Source organism: Rhizobium sullae (assembly GCF_900169785.1).
In the GTDB taxonomy this organism is placed as follows: domain Bacteria; phylum Pseudomonadota; class Alphaproteobacteria; order Rhizobiales; family Rhizobiaceae; genus Rhizobium; species Rhizobium sullae.
Genome location: NZ_FWER01000017.1, coordinates 219,476 through 237,428 on the forward strand (window position 1 = coordinate 219,476; position 17,953 = coordinate 237,428).

Annotated in this window: 18 protein-coding genes and 3 pseudogenes; 10 read left to right on the top strand and 11 right to left on the bottom strand. The window is 59.1% G+C overall.

All coding sequences use genetic code 11. The annotated features are described in order from the left end of the window. Window positions 1-24: 24 nt before the first annotated feature. From BN1800_RS43635 to BN1800_RS17840, 5 genes are all read right to left on the bottom strand, one after another. A complete protein-coding gene (locus BN1800_RS43635; RefSeq protein WP_342210306.1) occupies window positions 25-357 on the bottom strand; it encodes a nuclear transport factor 2 family protein in 333 nt (110 codons plus the stop codon). After that, a complete protein-coding gene (locus BN1800_RS43640; protein WP_342210307.1) occupies window positions 354-920 on the bottom strand; it encodes an RNA polymerase sigma factor in 567 nt (188 codons plus the stop codon). Before BN1800_RS43640 ends, BN1800_RS43635 begins: the two co-directional genes overlap by 4 nt. Beyond that, window positions 917-1,675: an SDR family NAD(P)-dependent oxidoreductase gene (locus BN1800_RS17830; RefSeq protein ID WP_086999800.1), complete on the bottom strand. Its 759-nt coding sequence runs from the start codon at window positions 1,673-1,675 to the stop codon at window positions 917-919. The genes BN1800_RS43640 and BN1800_RS17830 overlap by 4 nt, the downstream gene beginning before the upstream one ends. A 170-nt stretch (window positions 1,676-1,845) precedes the next feature. Then, window positions 1,846-2,133: a DUF1236 domain-containing protein gene (locus BN1800_RS17835; protein ID WP_086999802.1), complete on the bottom strand. Its 288-nt coding sequence runs from the start codon at window positions 2,131-2,133 to the stop codon at window positions 1,846-1,848. A 795-nt stretch (window positions 2,134-2,928) separates the two neighbouring features. Then, window positions 2,929-3,372, bottom strand: a complete 444-nt coding sequence (locus BN1800_RS17840) for a hypothetical protein (protein ID WP_086999804.1) — start codon at window positions 3,370-3,372, stop codon at window positions 2,929-2,931. A gap of 269 nt (window positions 3,373-3,641) precedes the next feature. Here BN1800_RS17840 and BN1800_RS17845 point away from each other — a divergent pair. The 3 genes and pseudogenes from BN1800_RS17845 to ligD form a co-directional block, all read left to right on the top strand. Next, window positions 3,642-4,402: pseudogene (locus BN1800_RS17845) on the top strand (hypothetical protein); the annotation flags it as partial. 99 nt (window positions 4,403-4,501) lie between these two features. Further along, window positions 4,502-4,813 (top strand): DUF982 domain-containing protein, encoded by a 312-nt coding sequence (locus BN1800_RS17850; RefSeq protein ID WP_086999861.1) that lies wholly within the window; start codon window positions 4,502-4,504, stop codon window positions 4,811-4,813. Window positions 4,814-4,958: 145 nt separating this feature from the next. Next, window positions 4,959-7,601 carry a DNA ligase D gene (gene ligD, locus BN1800_RS17855; protein ID WP_086999806.1) on the top strand — a complete coding sequence of 881 codons (2,643 nt, stop codon included), beginning with the start codon at window positions 4,959-4,961 and terminating at the stop codon, window positions 7,599-7,601. A 349-nt stretch (window positions 7,602-7,950) separates the two neighbouring features. Here the strand turns inward: ligD and BN1800_RS17860 are convergent, their stop codons facing one another. The 3 genes from BN1800_RS17860 to BN1800_RS17870 form a co-directional block, all read right to left on the bottom strand. Continuing rightward, window positions 7,951-8,172 carry a hypothetical protein gene (locus tag BN1800_RS17860; RefSeq protein ID WP_027513926.1) on the bottom strand — a complete coding sequence of 74 codons (222 nt, stop codon included), beginning with the start codon at window positions 8,170-8,172 and terminating at the stop codon, window positions 7,951-7,953. A gap of 92 nt (window positions 8,173-8,264) precedes the next feature. After that, window positions 8,265-8,774: an Hsp20/alpha crystallin family protein gene (locus tag BN1800_RS17865; RefSeq protein ID WP_086999808.1), complete on the bottom strand. Its 510-nt coding sequence runs from the start codon at window positions 8,772-8,774 to the stop codon at window positions 8,265-8,267. A gap of 83 nt (window positions 8,775-8,857) precedes the next feature. Continuing rightward, window positions 8,858-9,340, bottom strand: a complete 483-nt coding sequence (locus BN1800_RS17870; protein WP_086999810.1) for an Hsp20 family protein — start codon at window positions 9,338-9,340, stop codon at window positions 8,858-8,860. A gap of 329 nt (window positions 9,341-9,669) precedes the next feature. Between BN1800_RS17870 and htpG the strand changes: the two genes are divergently transcribed. Next, a complete protein-coding gene (htpG, locus tag BN1800_RS17875) occupies window positions 9,670-11,562 on the top strand; it encodes a molecular chaperone HtpG (RefSeq protein WP_086999812.1) in 1,893 nt (630 codons plus the stop codon). 239 nt (window positions 11,563-11,801) lie between these two features. Beyond that, the gene (locus BN1800_RS40395) at window positions 11,802-12,038 is read left to right on the top strand and encodes a hypothetical protein (RefSeq protein WP_143534007.1); all 237 of its coding nucleotides are present in this window, start codon (window positions 11,802-11,804) and stop codon (window positions 12,036-12,038) included. 182 nt (window positions 12,039-12,220) lie between these two features. Here BN1800_RS40395 and BN1800_RS17880 read toward each other — a convergent pair whose 3' ends face one another. Next, window positions 12,221-12,454: a hypothetical protein gene (locus BN1800_RS17880; RefSeq protein WP_027512472.1), complete on the bottom strand. Its 234-nt coding sequence runs from the start codon at window positions 12,452-12,454 to the stop codon at window positions 12,221-12,223. A 631-nt stretch (window positions 12,455-13,085) separates the two neighbouring features. Here BN1800_RS17880 and BN1800_RS17890 point away from each other — a divergent pair. Together BN1800_RS17890 and BN1800_RS43440 are read left to right on the top strand one after the other, a co-directional pair. Further along, window positions 13,086-13,580, top strand: a complete 495-nt coding sequence (locus tag BN1800_RS17890; RefSeq protein ID WP_086999814.1) for a GNAT family N-acetyltransferase — start codon at window positions 13,086-13,088, stop codon at window positions 13,578-13,580. 369 nt (window positions 13,581-13,949) lie between these two features. Continuing rightward, window positions 13,950-14,075, top strand: coding sequence for a hypothetical protein (locus BN1800_RS43440; RefSeq protein ID WP_280173959.1), 126 nt, complete (start codon window positions 13,950-13,952; stop codon window positions 14,073-14,075). A 144-nt stretch (window positions 14,076-14,219) separates the two neighbouring features. On the opposite strand, the pseudogene BN1800_RS42475 reads toward BN1800_RS43440, so the two are convergent. Together BN1800_RS42475 and BN1800_RS17900 are read right to left on the bottom strand one after the other, a co-directional pair. Continuing rightward, window positions 14,220-14,890 (bottom strand): annotated as a pseudogene (locus tag BN1800_RS42475) (c-type cytochrome); the annotation flags it as partial. Between the two features lie 80 nt (window positions 14,891-14,970). Beyond that, window positions 14,971-15,213 (bottom strand): hypothetical protein, encoded by a 243-nt coding sequence (locus BN1800_RS17900; RefSeq protein WP_027512476.1) that lies wholly within the window; start codon window positions 15,211-15,213, stop codon window positions 14,971-14,973. Window positions 15,214-16,192: 979 nt separating this feature from the next. On the opposite strand from BN1800_RS17900, the gene BN1800_RS17905 reads away from it, so the two are divergent. From BN1800_RS17905 to BN1800_RS17915, 3 genes and pseudogenes are all read left to right on the top strand, one after another. Further along, window positions 16,193-16,423 carry a hypothetical protein gene (locus tag BN1800_RS17905; RefSeq protein WP_086999863.1) on the top strand — a complete coding sequence of 77 codons (231 nt, stop codon included), beginning with the start codon at window positions 16,193-16,195 and terminating at the stop codon, window positions 16,421-16,423. A gap of 145 nt (window positions 16,424-16,568) precedes the next feature. Further along, window positions 16,569-16,735, top strand: a pseudogene (locus BN1800_RS43645) (Thivi_2564 family membrane protein). Between the two features lie 224 nt (window positions 16,736-16,959). Further along, window positions 16,960-17,388 carry a hypothetical protein gene (locus BN1800_RS17915; RefSeq protein ID WP_037143174.1) on the top strand — a complete coding sequence of 143 codons (429 nt, stop codon included), beginning with the start codon at window positions 16,960-16,962 and terminating at the stop codon, window positions 17,386-17,388. Window positions 17,389-17,953: the final 565 nt, after the last annotated feature.

The window sequence follows — 17,953 nt, forward strand, 5'->3', positions numbered from 1 at the left end:
GGCGGTTGCTTCGCCAAGCGTGGATCACCACACCAGCTCTGCATCATCGGCAACATAACGAACATAGCGATAATCGCGGATAAAGCTGATGCGCTCGCTACGCCACTCCAGCCACATGATGTGGTCCGGATTCGGGTCACCTCGGTCGTTGAAAACAGCAATCACCTCCCGACCCTCGAGCCACGCCGGGGCAAGCCAAATCCCATCGCACTTGGCGTAGATCGTGAAGAACCGGCCGACGTCTGCAGCGCCAGAGCGCAGCGGGTGCGAGGACTGCTGAAGTTTCACGTCCTCGGCGAGGAGCGCGCGCAGACTCTCCCAGTCCCGCTGATTGAAGAGCGCTACATAGCGCGTCACGGCTGTTGACGGGGCCTTCCGGCTGGGAGGCGGAAAGCTCTGTGCATTGTCTCACGGAGCCGCGCACGGCCGCGCGCTAGATGCCCCTTCACGGCATCGATTGTGATATCGAGCAACCTGGCAATCTCCGTCAAAGGTTCGTCGAGCACGTCCTTCAAAACGACGACGCTGCGCTGCATGACAGGGAGTTCATTGAACCGCGACACTGCCGTACGCACCGCTTCATCTTGCATCAGGGTCTCCAAGGGGTCCGGGCTTGCTTCATCGATCACGTTTTCGGCAGCCTCGACGGGCTCCGCCGCACGTATTTCCCGGCCGCGCAACAGATCTAACGCGCGGTTGTGGGCGATCTTGAATAGCCAGGCGCGCAGGTGCGGCGCCTCATGCAGTTCTTCAAGGGCGACAAGTGCTTTGGCGAAGGTGTCCTGTACGACATCCTCGCCGTCGATGACCGATCCCATGAGGCGTGCGCAATAGCGGTGTAGCTCGGGCCGCAATGCACCAGCCAGAGCGGTTAGCTCGGCTCGGGCGTCGCGGTCCGGTGTTGGCAATCCAGCGCTCAATCCGCAAACCCTTCCATTACGTCCACGCCCTTGTCGCCAGATAATCCGAAGGCAAACCCGTCGGAAAATATGGCATCGTCAAGGACGGCCACTACGTTGTCACCGAATAGCCTTGGCGGCATTGGCGCGCCAAATCGAGCGACGAACGTCGCCGGCTCGATGCCCAGGGCCGCCGCATAGGCGCCGGCGGCCGCGTCGCCGATACCGGTGCCCAAAATCATCTGCCGCGGGGGGATAGCCTGAAAGCGGATGCCAAGCTGCCTCTCTCCGGAGACGCGGTTGGCATACTTGGCCATAAACCAGAGCATGCGCTTGGCACCACCATAGCCGCCCGACATCGGCGATCCGTCGACGGCCGCGCCGCTGGATACAACCAACACGCGGCTTCCAGGATTGAGCGGCAGGTTCAGCGCGCCTTGCAGCCAGTGGAGCCCAGCTTTGACGTCGTGCTCCCACGGCGCTGTGAAATCTTCCCAGCGGATCTGGTCCAGCCGCCCCATCGGCGGCTTCGCCCCGGCGTTGAGCGCGAGAATGTCTGGCCGGACCTCGGAAAGAATGCGGTGAGCGGCCGTCTCGTCCCTCACATCTGCGGCGATTGTCGAAACGCCCAGCCGCCTTCGGACGGTCTCGAGCGCATGGGATTGGCGCGCCACCACCGTGACTCTGGCCTCCTGATCCACAAGCGCCTCGACGAGGCCGAGGCCAAGGCCACGACTTCCACCAGTAACGACGATATTCTTATCCTTGAGGCTCATTCGTTTTGCTCCTTCACGACGATATAGCAAAGACGATCGAGACCCTGGAAAAGAGTCAGCCCGCGAGACGCCTTTCAACAGCGGCAGGACATGCTCTTTGACCTTGCGCGAATGTGAAGTGATAGGCGAGGAATTGCGGGCCTGCGTTGCAGGCCCGCGGTGCTTTCAAGTTATTGGACGACCTCGATCACCGCGCGGGTCTTCGGATTGACGAGCACGCGCTTTTTGTTGACGACCACATAGCCGTAATCGGACTGATCGGGGATAGTTTGGATCTCGAGCGTGTCAGGAAGCACCGTGCCGACTGCAACATCACCTTCAAACGTGACCGATGGTGATTGCTGCTCAAGAACATAGGTTCTGACCTCGCCGGGAACGGTGACCGTTGCTGTCTGCGCGACGGCCGCTCCGCCGACCGACAGGAACAGCGACACGGCGGAGATGACCAGTTTTTTCATGTTATCCTCCAGGATTTTCGGTGTCTGGTAAACGCTGCCGGCAGGGATACGGTTCCTCCGCCGCGCGGAATCGGGCTGCTATGGCTTGAGGGGAGTAGGGGGGAACGGCGGCCGCAATAGCGTCGTTTCCGCGGCGATTTTCGTTGCCGTGTTTACTGCCATTCCTGANAGGGGGGAACGGCGGCCGCAATAGCGTCGTTTCCGCGGCGATTTTCGTTGCCGTGTTTACTGCCATTCCTGATTATCTTTCACTCCCGTCTGGCCGCGCGCTCTCATCTCCAAACTTGCAGATTCGATCTGCGTCCCAATCGGCGGACAATGTAAAGCCGTTTCAAAGCGCGAGTGGGTCCTGGCGTAGAATAGCGTGCACAGAGGCGGGTGTGGCACACGCGGCTCTGGCGATTCCCCATTTGCGGTCGTTCGTCAGCTGCTGGTGATGACAGCTGTGGTGATGGGTTTCGGATCGTCCGCTCATCGGATGCGGTGGTAACAAGCGGCCGTCGTGACGGGCTAAAAGCCGCTCACATTACGCAAGCACATCAGGAGCCGCCCGCTCTACGATCGGGCGACGGCGCAGTGACGCGAATGAGGAGGACGGCAACGGGGACCACACCGAGCGCGCACAGCGCGCGGTTTTCTCTTGAAAATCAAAAGCGCACGTTTTTCACGGCCTGGGCGCCAGATTTTTGGGCACCTTCTGGAAAAGTCTATAGTTATTTCAAATCCTTAAATGCTGCTGAAACAATCGAGTGGGAACAGCGCGGTCCCGCTCTCTGGATACCGACGGCGTTCGCATCAGTGCATGGCCTCGATAAAGGCGCGGCGATAGAATGCGGCGAGGTCGATCCGTTCTGCAGCGACCGCCGCAAGCTTCTTTTGGAGACGGTGCTCGCATTCTCGCGATCGCGCTGCCGGCGGCCTGCCATGTGGCGTTGTGGGCTTTAGCCTGATCCGTGGGCCGAGGTCGTCGCAATATTGGGCAAGCGTCATTCCAGCTTTGATCAGAGGAGCCCTGATATGCGGACGGTGCTCGGCGGCAATGACGAGGCCGAACGACTTGATCAGAACAGGCTTCGGGACTGGCAGCTCGATTTCGTCGACTAAGTCGTTACCCACTTGTTCTTCCTCGGAGAACACAAGGTACTGGTCCACCAGATTATGAGCGGCCTCGAGAATCTCGGTGTCCGGGCTGTACCGGCACCAGGTTTCAGCAAAAGTACTCAGCGATCCGTATGACATCGAGAGCTCCTTCGCCCCTGTAAAGGAACGCGTGAACTGGCCGGTTGTTCACAAGGAAGTACATTGTGGCTCGGCGAGGCACTGCATTATGCGGGCTGTGGGCGCCGCTTCCGTTGCCCGATCCTGGCGCGGCTCTTTCTGTGCGCAAGCACGTCAGCACTTTTGAAATGCAGCTAGTTCACGTTGGCACGCGCAATGGGGCTGTGCACTCTCCTCAGGATGGTCTCCGGAAGCCTAGGAAGCCGATGCCGCCACCTCACGTTCTACATCTGAGCAAGCACCAGAACCAATTGAGCAACGACCCGAGACCTCCGTCCGAAGAATACGCCGCCAAGCCCGGCGCGGAGATCAACATTCCCTACGATCGGATGATCGTAGACGAGTTCCGCAGGCGGTTCCCGCGAGCGCGCTGGAGCGATGCCCGCAAGGCGTGGTTCGTCCCCGGCAGGACTGCAGCCCTTGGGCGGTGGATGGCCGAGAACGAAGCTGAGGCCGACGCGCATGCGATGCCAAGGGCTGTGACGCCTTCGACTTCGATCCTATCGACAGCCTTTACCTCGAGCGCGGCAAGGCCGCTTTCCGTATCCATACGCCTTATTCGAGGCCGTGGTCGACGAGCTTCAGGCTCCCTACGCTCGATGGGAAGGCGCCGTCCGGATATGGCACGTCACGTACCGCTCATACGAAGAACCCCCGCGCCGGTGGCCAGACATTGAAGCCGCCGCTCGCAGGAACGGGCCGGAGGAGAGGCGCAACACCCTGCGGTCGGCCGAGCGAAGCGCCGCCGCTATCCGCTTAGATGCAATGACCTGTCGCCGCTGGGGCGCCGGGTCGGTACCTCCTATGGGATTGTCGTCTTCACGGAAACAACTGGCGAACTCGTCGATCGAGAACCTTGGAGGAACTGGTTCGCGCCTGGCCGATGAAAGAGGCTAAGACGGAAGGCCGCGAATGGTGGCTTCCGATGATCGAGGAGCTGAGGCTGGCCAGACGAGCAGCGAGATCGCGTGAAGCGCGAAAGGGCGCGCGACGACGACACGATTTCCGCTGGGTGGCTGATCTTGAACGGTTGGCGACCGCCCACAATATCATCCGTCAGGATCATTGGTGGCATGGAAAGGAGGACGAGATGCCGCTGAACGATGTTCCATGGACAAGGCCGGTGAGGATCCGGCTTCAGTGCGGATTGGACCGTACTTTCACAGGTGTCTACGACGCCCTGGATTTTCTCGAAAACGAATGGCCGCTGCGTCACGGTGAGCGCCATCAACGAGCGGTGAAGACGTGCCGCAGCGCTCTCAGCGGGACCATTCCCGCCGTGATCGCGCGCGAGGCATTCGTCGCGGCTTGTCTCGAAGCTGGCATGCCTGCCGTCATGGCGCCGTGCAGGAGAAAGCCCACCGTCCATCCGCGCCGGCCAGCACGCGCAGCGGTCATCTAGCTGTGCATCAACGACGGTCTCGCCTCCAAGGAGGCGAGGCTTGCATGAGCTTCGTTGTTTCCGAAGGGCGTTTGGAGGAGCGCCATCATGGAACTTCCAGCTGCAAGCCAGCATTCCGATATGGATGCTACTTCCGGGAACGACCATGGCCAGTGACAAACTATCAACCTATCGATCGAAGCGCGATTTCCAAAAAACGGCTGAGCCGGCTGGTGAAAGGCCCATTGCGCGCAGCAATCGCCCTCGTTTCGTCATCCAAAAACATGACGCGACACGGCTTCACTACGATCTGCGGCTCGAGCTCGATGGCGTTTTCAAATCCTGGGCTGTCACGAAGGGCCCGTCCCTCGACCCGCATGACAAGCGGTTGGCGATCGAGGTGGAGGACCATCCGTTGGATTATGGCGATTTCGAAGGGACGATCCCGAAGGGCCAGTATGGCGGCGGTACTGTGATGATATGGGACCGCGGCTATTGGAAACCGGAAGGAAAAAAGAACCCAACGCAAGCTCTGGCAAAGGGCGATTTCAAGTTCACCCTGGAAGGCAGACGGCTGAACGGCGGTTTCGTGCTGGTGCGCATGGGCGATGATCGCAACCGTGGCAAGCGAAACAACTGGCTGCTGATCAAGCACCATGACGCGTTTTCGGTCGAGGAGGACGGCGCGGCGATCCTGGCGAAGAATGACACATCGGTCGCCTCCGGCCGAACAATGGAGATGATCGCCGCTGGCAAAGGGCGCGAGCCCAAACCATTCATCGTCGCGGGAGGCAATGTTCAGGCTGACGCGGTCTGGGACAGCCATCAAGGTCTGGCGGCCGAAGAGCGAAAATCTGATGTGCGAGCCGGCAAGACGTCGGTCACTCCTGTCGACTTGCCTGACTTCATCGCGCCGCAGCTCTGCCAGACCCTGGAGCGTCCTCCGGCAGGCGCTGGTTGGATTCACGAGATAAAGTTCGATGGCTACAGGATCCAGATGCGAGTGCTGAATGGCGACGCGACACTTAAGACCCGCAAGGGCCTCGACTGGACCGCGAGATATCGCGAAATCGCCGAGGCGGCATCTGCGCTGCCGGACTCGATTATCGATGGTGAGATCTGCGCCCTCGACGAAAATGGTGCGCCCGATTTTGCTGCCCTGCAGGCGGCGCTGTCGGAGGGCAAGACCGGCAATCTCGTCTACTTTGCATTCGATCTTCTTTACGATGGCGGCGAGGATTTGCGATCCCTGCCACTCGTCGATCGCAAGGTGCGGCTCCAGAACCTGTTGTCCGATGCCGGCAACGATCCGCGCATCCGTTTCGTCGAGTACTTCGAGACCGGAGGCGACGCGGTCCTTCGATCCGCCTGCAAGCTGTCGCTGGAAGGCATCATCTCGAAGCAGGTGGACGCGCCGTACCAATCCGGCCGAAGGGGAACATGGGCCAAGTCCAAATGCCGGGTCGGCCACGAGGTGGTGATCGGTGCTTATGCCAAGACCAATGGCAGGTTCAGGTCCCTGTTGGTCGGTGTCTACCACGACGGCCACTTTGTCTATGTCGGTCGCGTCGGCACCGGGTTTGGGGCGAAGAAAGTGGAAACGCTGCTTCCGAGTTTGAAGGCGCTCGAGAGGACGAAATCGCCCTTCGCCGGCATCGGCGCGCCGAAGAAGGAAGCGGAGGTCACGTGGCTGAAGCCCGAGCTCGTGGCGGAAATCGAATTCGCAGGCTGGACCGCCGACGGCCTTGTGCGGCAGGCCGCCTTCAAGGGACTGCGGGCGGACAAGCCAGCTAGGGAGGTCGAGGCCGAACGGCCGGCGAAGCCCTCGAAGGCAGACCTTCCTGAGCCAGCGCCGACAACTACCGCGGAGAGGACAGCGCGGCGGAAGGGTGTTAAACCGAACGTGATGGGGGTGCTGATCTCCAACCCGGACAAGCCGCTTTGGCCGGATGCCAATGACGGGGAACCCGTCACCAAGGAAAAGCTTGCCCGCTACTATGAAGCCGTCGGCTCCTGGATGATAGAGCATATCAGGGGACGGCCCTGCTCCATTATCCGCGCACCCGACGGGATCGGTGGCGAGCAGTTCTTCCAGCGCCACGCGATGCCCGGCACGTCGAACCTTCTCGAACTGGTGAAGGTGTTCGGCGACAAGAAGCCCTACCTGCAGATCGACCGCGTCGAGGGCCTCGCAGCCGTCGCGCAGGCCGGCGCCGTCGAGCTGCATCCCTGGAACTGCGAACCGGATCACCCGGAAGTGCCGGGACGGCTCGTCTTCGACCTCGATCCTGGTCCGGACGTAGCCTTCTCCGCAGTCGTTGCAGCGGCCCGCGAGATGCGGGACAGGCTTGCGGAATTCGGCCTAATCAGTTTCTGCAAGACCACTGGCGGCAAGGGACTGCACGTTGTCACTCCGCTGGCGGTCAGCAAGCGCAAGCCGCTCTCCTGGGCGGAGGCGAAAAGGTTTGCGCAAGCCGTCTGCCAGCAGATGGCCTCCGACAATCCCGAGCTCTATCTGATCAAGATGACGAAGAGCCTGAGGAACGGCCGCATCTTCCTCGATTATTTGCGCAATGACCGCATGGCGACAGCGGTCGCACCCTTGTCACCGCGTGCCCGGCCGGGCGCCACCATCTCGATGCCGCTGACCTGGACGCAGGTCAAATCCGGCCTCGACCCGAAGCGCTTCACCATTCGCACCGTGCCGGCGCTGCTATTGAAGTCTTCCGCCTGGGAAGACTACTGCAATGGCCAGCGGCCGCTGGAGCAGGCGATCAAACGTCTCGGCAAGGCAAGGGTCGCCGCATGAGGGCGGAAGAACCATGGACGCCGGATTGGCAGTTGGCGGTTCGCGTCGCCATCCCATCCCAATATGGCGCGATTTACCTGCAGGTCCTTGCGCCGCTGCGCGACATGACGGAGCAGCGAACGCGGAATACCGACTTTCCCGAGTACCAGATCTATTATTTCGAGAGCGGCAACGGCATATCAGGAAAAGATAGCCGAGAGACCTTACCGTCCTTGCTGCCAAGCCGACTGCGCTTTGCCGGAGCTCGCTTCCACCTATGCCTCTGGCCAAGTAAGCCCGCGCACGTTGTTCGATGGGTGTTGCATGTCGTTGCCGCCGGCCAGTACGGGACAGAAATGATGGACGGGCTTCACAGGTCATTCTCCTGGCGGGGATCAAGCAGGTCAATGAGCCGCGCAATCCGTCCCGTCGGCAATGGGCGGCCTTCATTCGTCAGCGCCTCGTCGGCGTTGACCCAAGCCCAGGCTTCGGCAAGCTCTTTTGCCGAAGCACCTGTCGCCAAGATGTCTGCAAGCATGACCTCATCGACCGGGCCGACGATCGCCCTTATTTCTCCTGAAGATAGCGTCATATCAACGACCTCTCACTTTTGGAACTTCATGAAGTTGACGGCAGCGCGGCAATACACTCGCTGCTGCTGCGCACAAGCGCGACGATTCATCCCTAGCTCTTGATCGTGATGCGCTTGGCACGCGATTGCGCCGTTTCGGAGCGTGGCAGGGTGATCGTCAGGACGCCGTTCTTGAAGGACGCGTCGATCTTGTCTTCCTGCACCTCGCTGTTGAGTGAAAGGCGGCGCTCGAAGCGGCCATAGAACCGCTCGGAGAACTGCCGGTCCTTATCCTCGTTGTCGGCGCGCTTTTCGCCGCGGATCGTCAGGATGCCGTTGTCGATCAAAAGTTCGATATCCTTCTCCTCCATTCCCGGGATTTCGGCGAGGATCCGGATGTCCTTATCCGTCTCTGCGACTTCGACCTTCGGCCAGGCGGTTTCGAACATGAAACCGGATCCGACTGTCGGAAAACGGCCCTCGAAGCCGCGGAAGACGTCGTCGAACAGCCTGTTCATCTCGCGGTGAAGCGCAAGGAACGGATGCTGATCTCTGCCTGCATAACCTGTCGGGACCGGACTGTTGCTGCGGCCCCACGGAATAAGATCACGGACTACACTCATCTCAACCTCCATACCGGCCGCGCCGGAGTAAGGCCGGCGCCGGCCGTCAACTTGTTTGATCAAGTTGGCTGATCAAGGGTTGATCAAGCCACCTGCTTTTCGCCTTCGATCTGAAGTGATGCAGTCTGCTCTTCAACCTGCTGGCTCGCGCCTGTACCGATCGCGATGCGCCGCGGCTTCATCTCTTCGGGGATCTCGCGTTTCAGTTCGACCGACAGAAGGCCGTTCTTCAGGCTCGCACCAAGCACCTTGACGTGGTCGGCAAGCTCGAAGCGCCGTTCGAACGATCGGCCGGCGATGCCGTGATGCAGATATTGCGCGTCCTCCTTCTCGGCCTTCGTGCCGGCAATGACCAGCACGTTTCGCTCGTGCGCGACCGACAGATCGTCCTCGCCGAAACCTGCGACAGCCATGGTGATGCGGTAGTCGTCCTCGCCTGCCTTGACGATATCGTAGGGCGGCCAGGTATCGACGGCCTGGAACCGCTGCGCATTAAGGAGATTGAAGACGCGGTCGAAGCCGATGCTGGACCGGTAAAGGGGAGCGAAGTCGAAGTCGTTTCTCATAGCCATATCCTCCGTAAAGCAACATGGAATGGAGACGCCTTGGAAACGCGCGTCTCCAACACTCAGCCCCGTATTGGCGGCTGACGAAACTGATTTGGTTGCGGAAATTCGAGGTTTCAAGGGTGCAAAGACAAAAAATTGGCACTCCAGGTATGAGAGTGCTAAAAAATGCAGTGGTCGATGTGCTCGATAGAGGAGGAGACGTCAAGATCTTGACCGCTGCATGAGGGGCCGACGGCCTGCTATAAAGCGCGACTCACGTCTTGAATTCAATCGAAGTCCTTGCCACCTGAGCGATCGTTTTCCCATCACGACGGAGATGATGACACATGACGACTACCGCCACGCAAAACCCTGCCGAAAACCACGTCTTCGAGGCCGATGTGGCGCGCCTTCTACATATGATGGTGCATTCGGTCTATTCGGATAGGGATGTTTTTCTGCGTGAACTGATCTCGAACGCCGCTGATGCCTGCGAAAAACTGCGGTTCGAGGCGATTGCCACACCGACATTGCTTGCAGACGACCCGGACAGCCGTATCACGCTATCGCTCGACGAGGAAAAGCGCCAGTTGGTCGTCGAGGACAACGGGATTGGCATGAGCCGTGACGAATTGATCGAGGGGCTCGGCACCATTGCCCGCTCGGGAACCCGTGCCTTCATGGAGCGCATTGAGGCCAACAAGGCCGGCAACGGCGCACAACTGATCGGACAGTTCGGCGTCGGCTTCTATTCCTGCTTCATGGTTGCCGAACGCGTCGACGTGGCTTCGAGGCGGGCGGGCGCCGATGAGGTCTGGTTGTGGTCGTCGGATGGAAAGGGCAGCTACAGCGTCGGCCCCACGGATATGGCGGATGCCCCGGCGCGCGGCACGCGTATCACTGTGCATTTGATGGAGGACGCCAAGACCTATACGTCGCGGTGGTCGGTTGAGCGCATCGTCAAGGAACAATCCGGCCACGTTCCCGTGCCGATCACGATGGTTGAAAAGCGCGGCGCCGAACCGATCCAGCTCACCGACGGTACGGCGCTTTGGACGCGTTCGAAAAATGACATTTCGACCGAAGACTATACGGATTTCTATCGCGGCATTTCCGGACAATATGACGAGCCTGCCCTGACTGTTCATTTCAAGGCCGAAGGTCGGCATGAATATACGGCACTCGCCTTTGTTCCCGGATCACAGCCATTCGACATGTTCGATCCTGACCGCAAAGGCCGGATAAAGCTTTATGTAAGGCGCGTCTTCATCACCGGCGACACCGAACTCATGCCGCGGTATCTCCGCTTTGTACGGGGCCTCGTCGATACCCCAGACCTTCCCCTCAACGTTTCGCGCGAGATGATCCAGGCGAGCCCGGTTCTGTCGGCGATCAGGAAAGGCATCACCACCAGGATCATCACGGCAATCGAAAAACTCGCCGAGAGCGATCAGGACGCGTTCATCAAATTTTGGGAGAATTTCGGTCCGGTCGTCAAGGAAGGCATCTATGAGGATTTTGAGCGGCGCTCGCAGCTGATGGCTCTGTCGCGTTTCAGAACCACGGTTTCGAATGATGGTTACCGCTCGCTTTCCGATTACGTCAAGGATGCCAAACCGGATCAAAGCGCAATCTACTACTTGGCTGGCAACAGCCTGGATCAGCTCAAGGCGTCGCCGCAGCTGGAAGGATTTCGCGCTCGTGGCATCGAGGTGCTGCTGTTGACGGATTCCATCGACAGCTTTTGGGTGATGAACGCGCCCGAATTCGACGGAAAGACGTTCAAATCGATCACGCAAGGGGCAGCCGACCTGGCACAGTTTGCCAAGCCTGATGAAGAAGCAGGCATGAAAAGCGAAACATCGGCCGATGTCCAGCGCTTCATCGCCTTTGCCCGCAACACGCTTGCAGACCAGGTCTCGGATGTCCGCGCCTCCGATCGGCTGACGGAAAGCGCAGTCTGCCTCGTCGCACCGGAAGAGGGCTACGACCGCCAGATGGAAAAGATATTGCAGAGCGCCGGGCGGCTGCAATCGGTGGCAAAGCCGATCCTCGAGGTCAATTTCGAGCATCCGCTGGTGAAGGGAATTGCCGCCCAAGCGGATAGCTCGTCACTAAGGGAAGACGCAGCATTGCTCCTTCTCGACCAAGCACGGATCCTTGATGGCGACAAGCCCCCAGATCCGCGTGCCTTTGCCGAGAGATTGACTCGGGTGTTCCAAAGAGCGTTAGAATCTTGATCGAGACTTGGCGGCGGCCTCGCTCGGACTCTTCAGCGGCTCGAAGAGCCAGAGATTATGGCCCCAAGGAATCGGCAACGATTTGTTGCACGATTATCTCGTCGGGCCTCAGCGGAGGCATGCTTGTAATTGAGGTATTGAGGAGCAAGACCGCAGGGGATTGTATTGGTCCGCTCTCGGACCCATCACGCTATTCGGTTGCTTCAGGAAGGCTGCCGGAGTTGTCGAAGTTGGCATAGTTGCGTAATGATGTCTTCCCCTATGACGTGCCGCAAAACTTGTCGAAAGCTCTATCAGGTCATCCCGTGGCGGCGGACGGCATTGCCTACCATGGCCGCCACGACGATACCGAGCTGTGCTTTGCCCTGTTTGAACCGGTAAGATCCGCCGTGTCTATGGCGGAGCGCCGCACCGATCTCGATGCGAACCGGTTTTGGCAGGTGGCCGGACGGTATAAGATCGGATTGGCTCCCTGAGCGGACACGTCCAGTCATCCGAACTTTCTATGCGGTCCGCCCGGTGGTCACGGTCAACCGCCGGCTGGGCCAGTTCGGTAGGCCCGGCACGCAGTAGATCTTTGGGGGGCGGACGAGATCGGGGGCGGAAGAAGAGTGAGCCATGATTGCTAACCGCAGCCGCCGTTTCCGCCAGTCGATGCTTACTCGGCGGCCTGCGATAGAGAAAGAATATCCGCCTCCGGCAACGCAACCTGGGCTAGAAACTCGTAGTCGTCCACCATGTCGTGGACATCCGATCCGGTTCTGGCGACGGTCCAATAGTCGCGGCCGGCGCCAAATACCGTCGAAATCTGCACGACCTCCCAGGCGCCTCCGGTTCCCCTACGTCTTGCCCAGTAGAAGCATTCGGGCTCCAAGGCCAACAACTCAAGCATCCGCGAACTCCTACATTGCCCACTCGTATGCCACGCGATTGAAACCGAGCATCGGACCGAAGCCCCACCTGATGCCGGTATCCACCCGGCGGCAACCATACATGAGGATCCTTCAGGTGTCATCGGGGAATTGCCATGACATCTGCCTGCCTGGATCGTTTTCACCACTTGTTTGCGACGTCTCATCGCGGGCGGCATGTTAGCCTGTTCTCTGAACGCCCAATTGTTTTGGCCTCTTGACTCATTTCTGAATGAGAACATACGCGCCGCGATCGAACGGCATTTCACGAAGCTCAAAATTTGGGAAACCGTGCGCTGCGCGGTGAGAAAGTACGTGCGCCCATTAGTAACCGAAGCCACTCAGCCGGAAGGCACCGATCTGGATTGGCAGGTGCAGGCGATGGTTCGCGTTTCATGACGATGACGCCAAGGCAGCAATCACGACCTTGCTACTCGACAGCAAGCATCTGCGGCGTCAACTGGCGTTGGCGGAGAGCGTGCTAAGCCGTGGCATCACGCGCGGGTGGTCGCCCCACATACGATCGAGAGGTAGGCAAATGAGCGACTACACGCGCAATCGCAGAGTCAGTTTGAAACGCGCCATGTTGACAAAAGCGCCGTGGGATGAGGCGTGACCCTCAGTGCACAGGCACCACTGGCCGATCATCACGAACCGGCCGAATTCAATTCCGGCGTTCGCGAATTGGATGACTGGCTGCATCGGCGCGCCCGCGCCGATCAGGAAGGTGGTGCATCACGTACCTTCGTCGTGTGCGAGGGCAGCCACGTCATCGCCTATTATGCGCTCGCCTCCGGCGCTGTGAAGCAGCCGGAAGCTCCTGGCTGTTTCCGGCGTAACATTCCCGATCCGATTCTGGTTGCCGTGCTCGGCCGCCTCGCCATCGACCGGACCTATCAGGGGCGCGGTATCGGCAGGGCATTAGTGCGCGACGCAGGTCTGCGCTTGCTCAATGCCGCTGAAATCCTCGGTATCCGCGGCGTGCTGGCGCATGCGATTTCCGATGACGCTCAAGTCTTCTATGAGGCGGTCGGCTTCCGTCCTTCACCGTCCGACCCTATGACGCTGATGGTCGGGCTGCATGATTTGAACAGCGCGATGAATTGATCGAGACCGAAATGCCTGAGAGCATTGACGAGAGCCTACATCCCGGTGTGGCGAGGCACGGCGCGACGTCTTCGCCCAAGCGACAACGCTTTTTATGATCGATTCTCGTAATGCCGCGGGCATGTCCGAATAATCACATCCGCTCCTTCATTACAAAGAGCCCCGACGAAATCGGGGCTAGTTGTTGACTAGAGGAACGTCGGGACACGTTCGAAAGATGAACGTGTCATATGGATCATGGTTTCTGTACGCAAACGTACCAATGCGCGAAGAATTGAGGCGGACCGCACAGCCACGTGCAAGGGGAAGAGTACGGTTACAGGAGAGCTGGCCGCACGATCCATTTCTCCGAACTTTAGAGAAGGTCAAATGTTCCTAGTCCATCAGCCATGTCTCGATTTCATCCTCAGTATCGAGCAGCAGTGGCCGGCCAATCGCGCCGCTGGCAAGTCGTCCCTCTCGCAGCGCGATTATTGCCCTGTGGCGATCAATTGAGCATGCCGCCTTCGGTGTTTCCTCACTGCAATGGCAGTCAAAGCTCGAAGGCACGCCCGATACCGTGCATGCCGGCCGATTTTACATCAGCACACGGCGGCAGCCCGACGGCGTTCATTCCGTGAGCCCGTGCTTGTGTAAAAACAGAAAAACGGAAAGCGCGTGCTCGGACCAGTGGCCGATCTTGCTCGGAGTGATGTTCGGAGCAAAACCTGTACCCTCAGGATCAGAACCTCCAGCGAAGCGCGTCGATGCTCTGATTACTCCCAGGACATCGCGGGTCGAATGGCAGTCAGCACAATTTCCAAGCGTTTCCACGAGATAGGCGCCTCGATCATGGACGGGACCGCCACAGGCGCCTCGGTCGACCTTCATTGAAAAGAACAGCTTCCAGAAGCCAAGAAGGCGGCGGATGCGGAACAGCAGAGCAAGGTCGTGCGGTGGCGGGCGTCCGGAAATGGCCGGCAACGTTTCCAAATACGCATAGAGATCCTTGATGCCCTCGATGCGAATGCCAGTATAACTGGGGTAGGGGAAGGCGATAGAATGCTCGCCAGCCGGCGAGACACCGGAGATCAACGCATTTGCCAGATCAGCGGTTGACCACGATCCGATTCCGTCGACGGGGTGCTGTGAGATATTGGGAACGCGGAATGTTCCGAAAGGAGGCGCCGACGCAAGGCCCCACCCAAATTGAGCGGATCGGACTGGCCGGGAGTTGCATGACAAGAAGCGCAATTGGCCGCGGCGAAGACGAACCGCCCGCGGCCCGCATCGCCTCTGCTCTTTGGAAGATTTTCGCGCTGAGATTTCACCGGCGCAGCAGCAACGCTGGGGGTGCGATGTTCGCGTTGAAAGCAGATGAAACGCCTTCGTAGCCGGTCAGCGTGGACGGTTACTCGCCAGTAAGATGAGAGGGACGCTCAGCGGGAGGCGGCGCGCAATTCTCGTCGAGCCTTGCAGCCAATTCATCCACACACTTAACGCCACAGCTCACAAGTCCGATGGCGTGCTTCAGCGCATCCTCGCCGCGCTCGCTGTGGACATCGATGTGATTTTTCTGCGACCACCGGCGAAGGCCGGAGGTGATGAGATCGACCTCTTCGTCCGTAAAGGAGAGGAGTTCAAAAAGAACCATGACACCACCCTCCCGTGAAGCAAAGTGCTCGACCCGATAGAGCCTCGCGGACGCCGGCAAACACTATGGCAGAAGGCGCGGATGGCAAAAAGGCATTGTACGTTTTCGAACATATCTCATCTCTCATCGACTGAGCGCTCGGCTTGCTTCTCATCACAGAATTTGAAGACGCTGGTCTTCCCACTGCAGACCTCGGCTTTGCACGCAGGATCGTCTTCGTGGAGACAAAGTTAGCCCAATGTTCTGAAAACCCCCAATCCAGATTGGTGTATTTCGGCGGATTGACTTCGGTCGCGATGATGGCCGCGCGTGCGTCTGCTGGCGCACAGTCTAGGCCTTGAGTTTTCATGGAATGCCGCTGAATCGAGGCTGGTTTCATCATCGGCAGAGCCAAGATTGCCTTGGACATGCTGAACGGCATCGATCATCGAAACGACAAGCAAGAGTGCGGCCGACGATGATCATCACAGCAATGAGAATAATCAAAAGCGCACGACCGCATTCTTTTTTGCGCTTTCCATCGATCTCTGCAATGTAATCCCGTGGCGCGGTTTTCTTGTTGTAGTCATCTGTCTTGGGGAGGGCCTAAGGCGCTCGGCAATTTCGACCTTCGAACGACGACCGCGGGGCGAAGTTCCCACGCTCAATTCAGAACTGGATTTTAGACGGTGGCTGGTTAAATCCAGATGATGCGCGCGGCAAAAGCGCTGCGGCGATCAACGCCCCTTGCGGACCACTCGAGGTCGGCTAAGCCGGATGGAGATCTGACCGGAACGGTCGCCGCGCCTATCATCTCTTCTTCATCGACTGCGCTGCGGCATGCCCTCACGCTCTGTCTGCCGTCGATTCATGACGGTGTAGGCGAGGCGCTTGATAGCCCGGCTCGAGAGCCTCGCGGGGAGTATAGGCGCTGCTGATTGCGTCGTTTTGCCAAGTTGTGCGTTATCATTGGAGAAACCGAACCATGTGGGAGATTGATATGACCAAGACCTTTGACCTCTCCGAATTCTCGGATGAAGACTTGGCCTCCCTCATCGAAGAGGCAAGGACTCTGCAAGACAGCAGACGCGCAAGCCGTAATCGTGCGCATGCAGCAGGTGTGGGCGGTTCGAAGGGGCAGGATCTGAAAAATCTGGACCATGGCGCAATCCCCACGCCAACGCCGCGCGAAGTTAGGGACGAAGGTCCGGCACACGGTGTGCCGGAATAAGCTCTGCTCATTTGACCGGTGGCCGTCGTCGATCGGGCGCATAGCAGCCTTGGTTCTCATCGGAACCAAGACCGAAGAAGATGAGAAAAAATGGACCGGCCATGACGAACAAAGACCAGGAATACGACACCATGAGTGGCGATAAATGGGTGCTTCGGTGATAATCGGAATTCTAATCACATTTCTCGTAATCATTCTCGTCTTGTACTTGGTTCAGCGGCTGCCGATCGATGCCCCATGCGGCAGATCGTGCAGATCGTAGTCATAATCATCGGAATTGTTTCGCTGCTGAAGTATTCAGCCGTTTGGTAGTGCCGGTAAGGACCTGTCTTGGCCGACGACAAAACGACGCGGGGAGCCCCAACCTCAGCTGAAGGCAATCTCACGCTGCACGCCGCCCCTCGCCGGTAGCTGGTGCGCGGACCTCCCATGGTGTTAGCGATGAAGCATTTGAGGGGGTTGCGAACCACTGGACAGATGCATCTTTTTAAAGAAATACGCGTTGTGCTGTGATCGCAATGCAAGGAGAAAACATCATGACGCGGCGCGACATAGAACATTCGAAGGGCCTCGATACCGACGCCGACCTGCAGGCTCATCTCGCCGAACTCGAGGCCGAAGCCCCGGCCGAGGAAGTACTCACACCTCCCGCAGATGACGCTCCGTCGAAAGCACCTCTGCAGCGGATCAAAGACGACCTCGACCACGTGCGCAATGAGATCGAGATCCTTGGTGCAAGGCTCTCGCTCGTCAAGCAGCAGACGGTTGCCGTCGCCAGATCCAAGGCCGAATGGGCCGACGCCAGCGCTCATGCCCAGCTTGGCGCGTACCCATGGGCGAAACTTGCCGCTGCAATGGCCGCGACCGCGGTCGGTGCACGGGTGCTGAGACGGCCACCGGGTGCGGTTGCGGCTGCCATCATACCTCCGCTCATCGCTCGGTTCGAAGCGAAATCCCGCCCTTAAGAGCGACAGATGCAACAGTAGGTCCGGCATAGTTGAAGCTGGCCGAGGGTCACGCCGATTGCTGGAGCGGGAGGCTTCTTCCGGGCCATCACCGCCGCCGCCGATGCGACAACCAACAGGAGAGGTGAGCGGAACGCACGGCTCTTAGAGGGCAGTGCATCGTCCCGCGCATCTGTAGATGCCAAATTCCGGCCCGGAACAATCAAAGCTCTCATTGGTTTGGAGATATTGAAGCCGCAACAGAGGCCATCAGCCTTTCGAAGCTCGATGCTGCCTTCGGCGCCGGCCTACCGAAGCGCGCATTGGCACTTCAGTCCCTGGTTTCGCACATGCGTTACGAGGGATGCGGAACCGCAGAACTACCGAGAACGTTGACCCAGCACATCGGACTTGGAAAGGCGAAATGGCAAAGAGAAATGGCGGGGCCCTCCTTAATCACGGTGCGGCAGACCTGCCATCCGTCACCGTGGACAGTTACAATATTGAACTCCACGACGAGAACGGTTTCATCGGCGATCGCGCCAACAGGCAGGCTTTCCATCAGAAACTTGAAGATTGGCGTCAA

Bases quoted from the DNA above. Each gene is read 5' to 3' on its own strand.
- BN1800_RS17830 (WP_086999800.1), bottom strand. From the start codon at position 1,675: ATGAGCCTCAAGGATAAGAATATCGTCGTTACTGGTGGAAGTCGTGGC.
- BN1800_RS17835 (WP_086999802.1), bottom strand. From the start codon at position 2,133: ATGAAAAAACTGGTCATCTCCGCCGTGTCGCTGTTCCTGTCGGTCGGC.
- BN1800_RS17840 (WP_086999804.1), bottom strand. From the start codon at position 3,372: ATGTCATACGGATCGCTGAGTACTTTTGCTGAAACCTGGTGCCGGTAC.
- BN1800_RS17850 (WP_086999861.1), top strand. From the start codon at position 4,502: ATGCCGCTGAACGATGTTCCATGGACAAGGCCGGTGAGGATCCGGCTT.
- ligD (WP_086999806.1), top strand. From the start codon at position 4,959: ATGGCCAGTGACAAACTATCAACCTATCGATCGAAGCGCGATTTCCAA.
- BN1800_RS17860 (WP_027513926.1), bottom strand. From the start codon at position 8,172: ATGACGCTATCTTCAGGAGAAATAAGGGCGATCGTCGGCCCGGTCGAT.
- BN1800_RS17865 (WP_086999808.1), bottom strand. From the start codon at position 8,774: ATGAGTGTAGTCCGTGATCTTATTCCGTGGGGCCGCAGCAACAGTCCG.
- BN1800_RS17870 (WP_086999810.1), bottom strand. From the start codon at position 9,340: ATGAGAAACGACTTCGACTTCGCTCCCCTTTACCGGTCCAGCATCGGC.
- htpG (WP_086999812.1), top strand. From the start codon at position 9,670: ATGACGACTACCGCCACGCAAAACCCTGCCGAAAACCACGTCTTCGAG.
- BN1800_RS17880 (WP_027512472.1), bottom strand. From the start codon at position 12,454: ATGCTTGAGTTGTTGGCCTTGGAGCCCGAATGCTTCTACTGGGCAAGA.
- BN1800_RS43440 (WP_280173959.1), top strand. From the start codon at position 13,950: ATGTTCCTAGTCCATCAGCCATGTCTCGATTTCATCCTCAGTATCGAG.
- BN1800_RS17900 (WP_027512476.1), bottom strand. From the start codon at position 15,213: ATGGTTCTTTTTGAACTCCTCTCCTTTACGGACGAAGAGGTCGATCTC.
- BN1800_RS17905 (WP_086999863.1), top strand. From the start codon at position 16,193: ATGACCAAGACCTTTGACCTCTCCGAATTCTCGGATGAAGACTTGGCC.
- BN1800_RS17915 (WP_037143174.1), top strand. From the start codon at position 16,960: ATGACGCGGCGCGACATAGAACATTCGAAGGGCCTCGATACCGACGCC.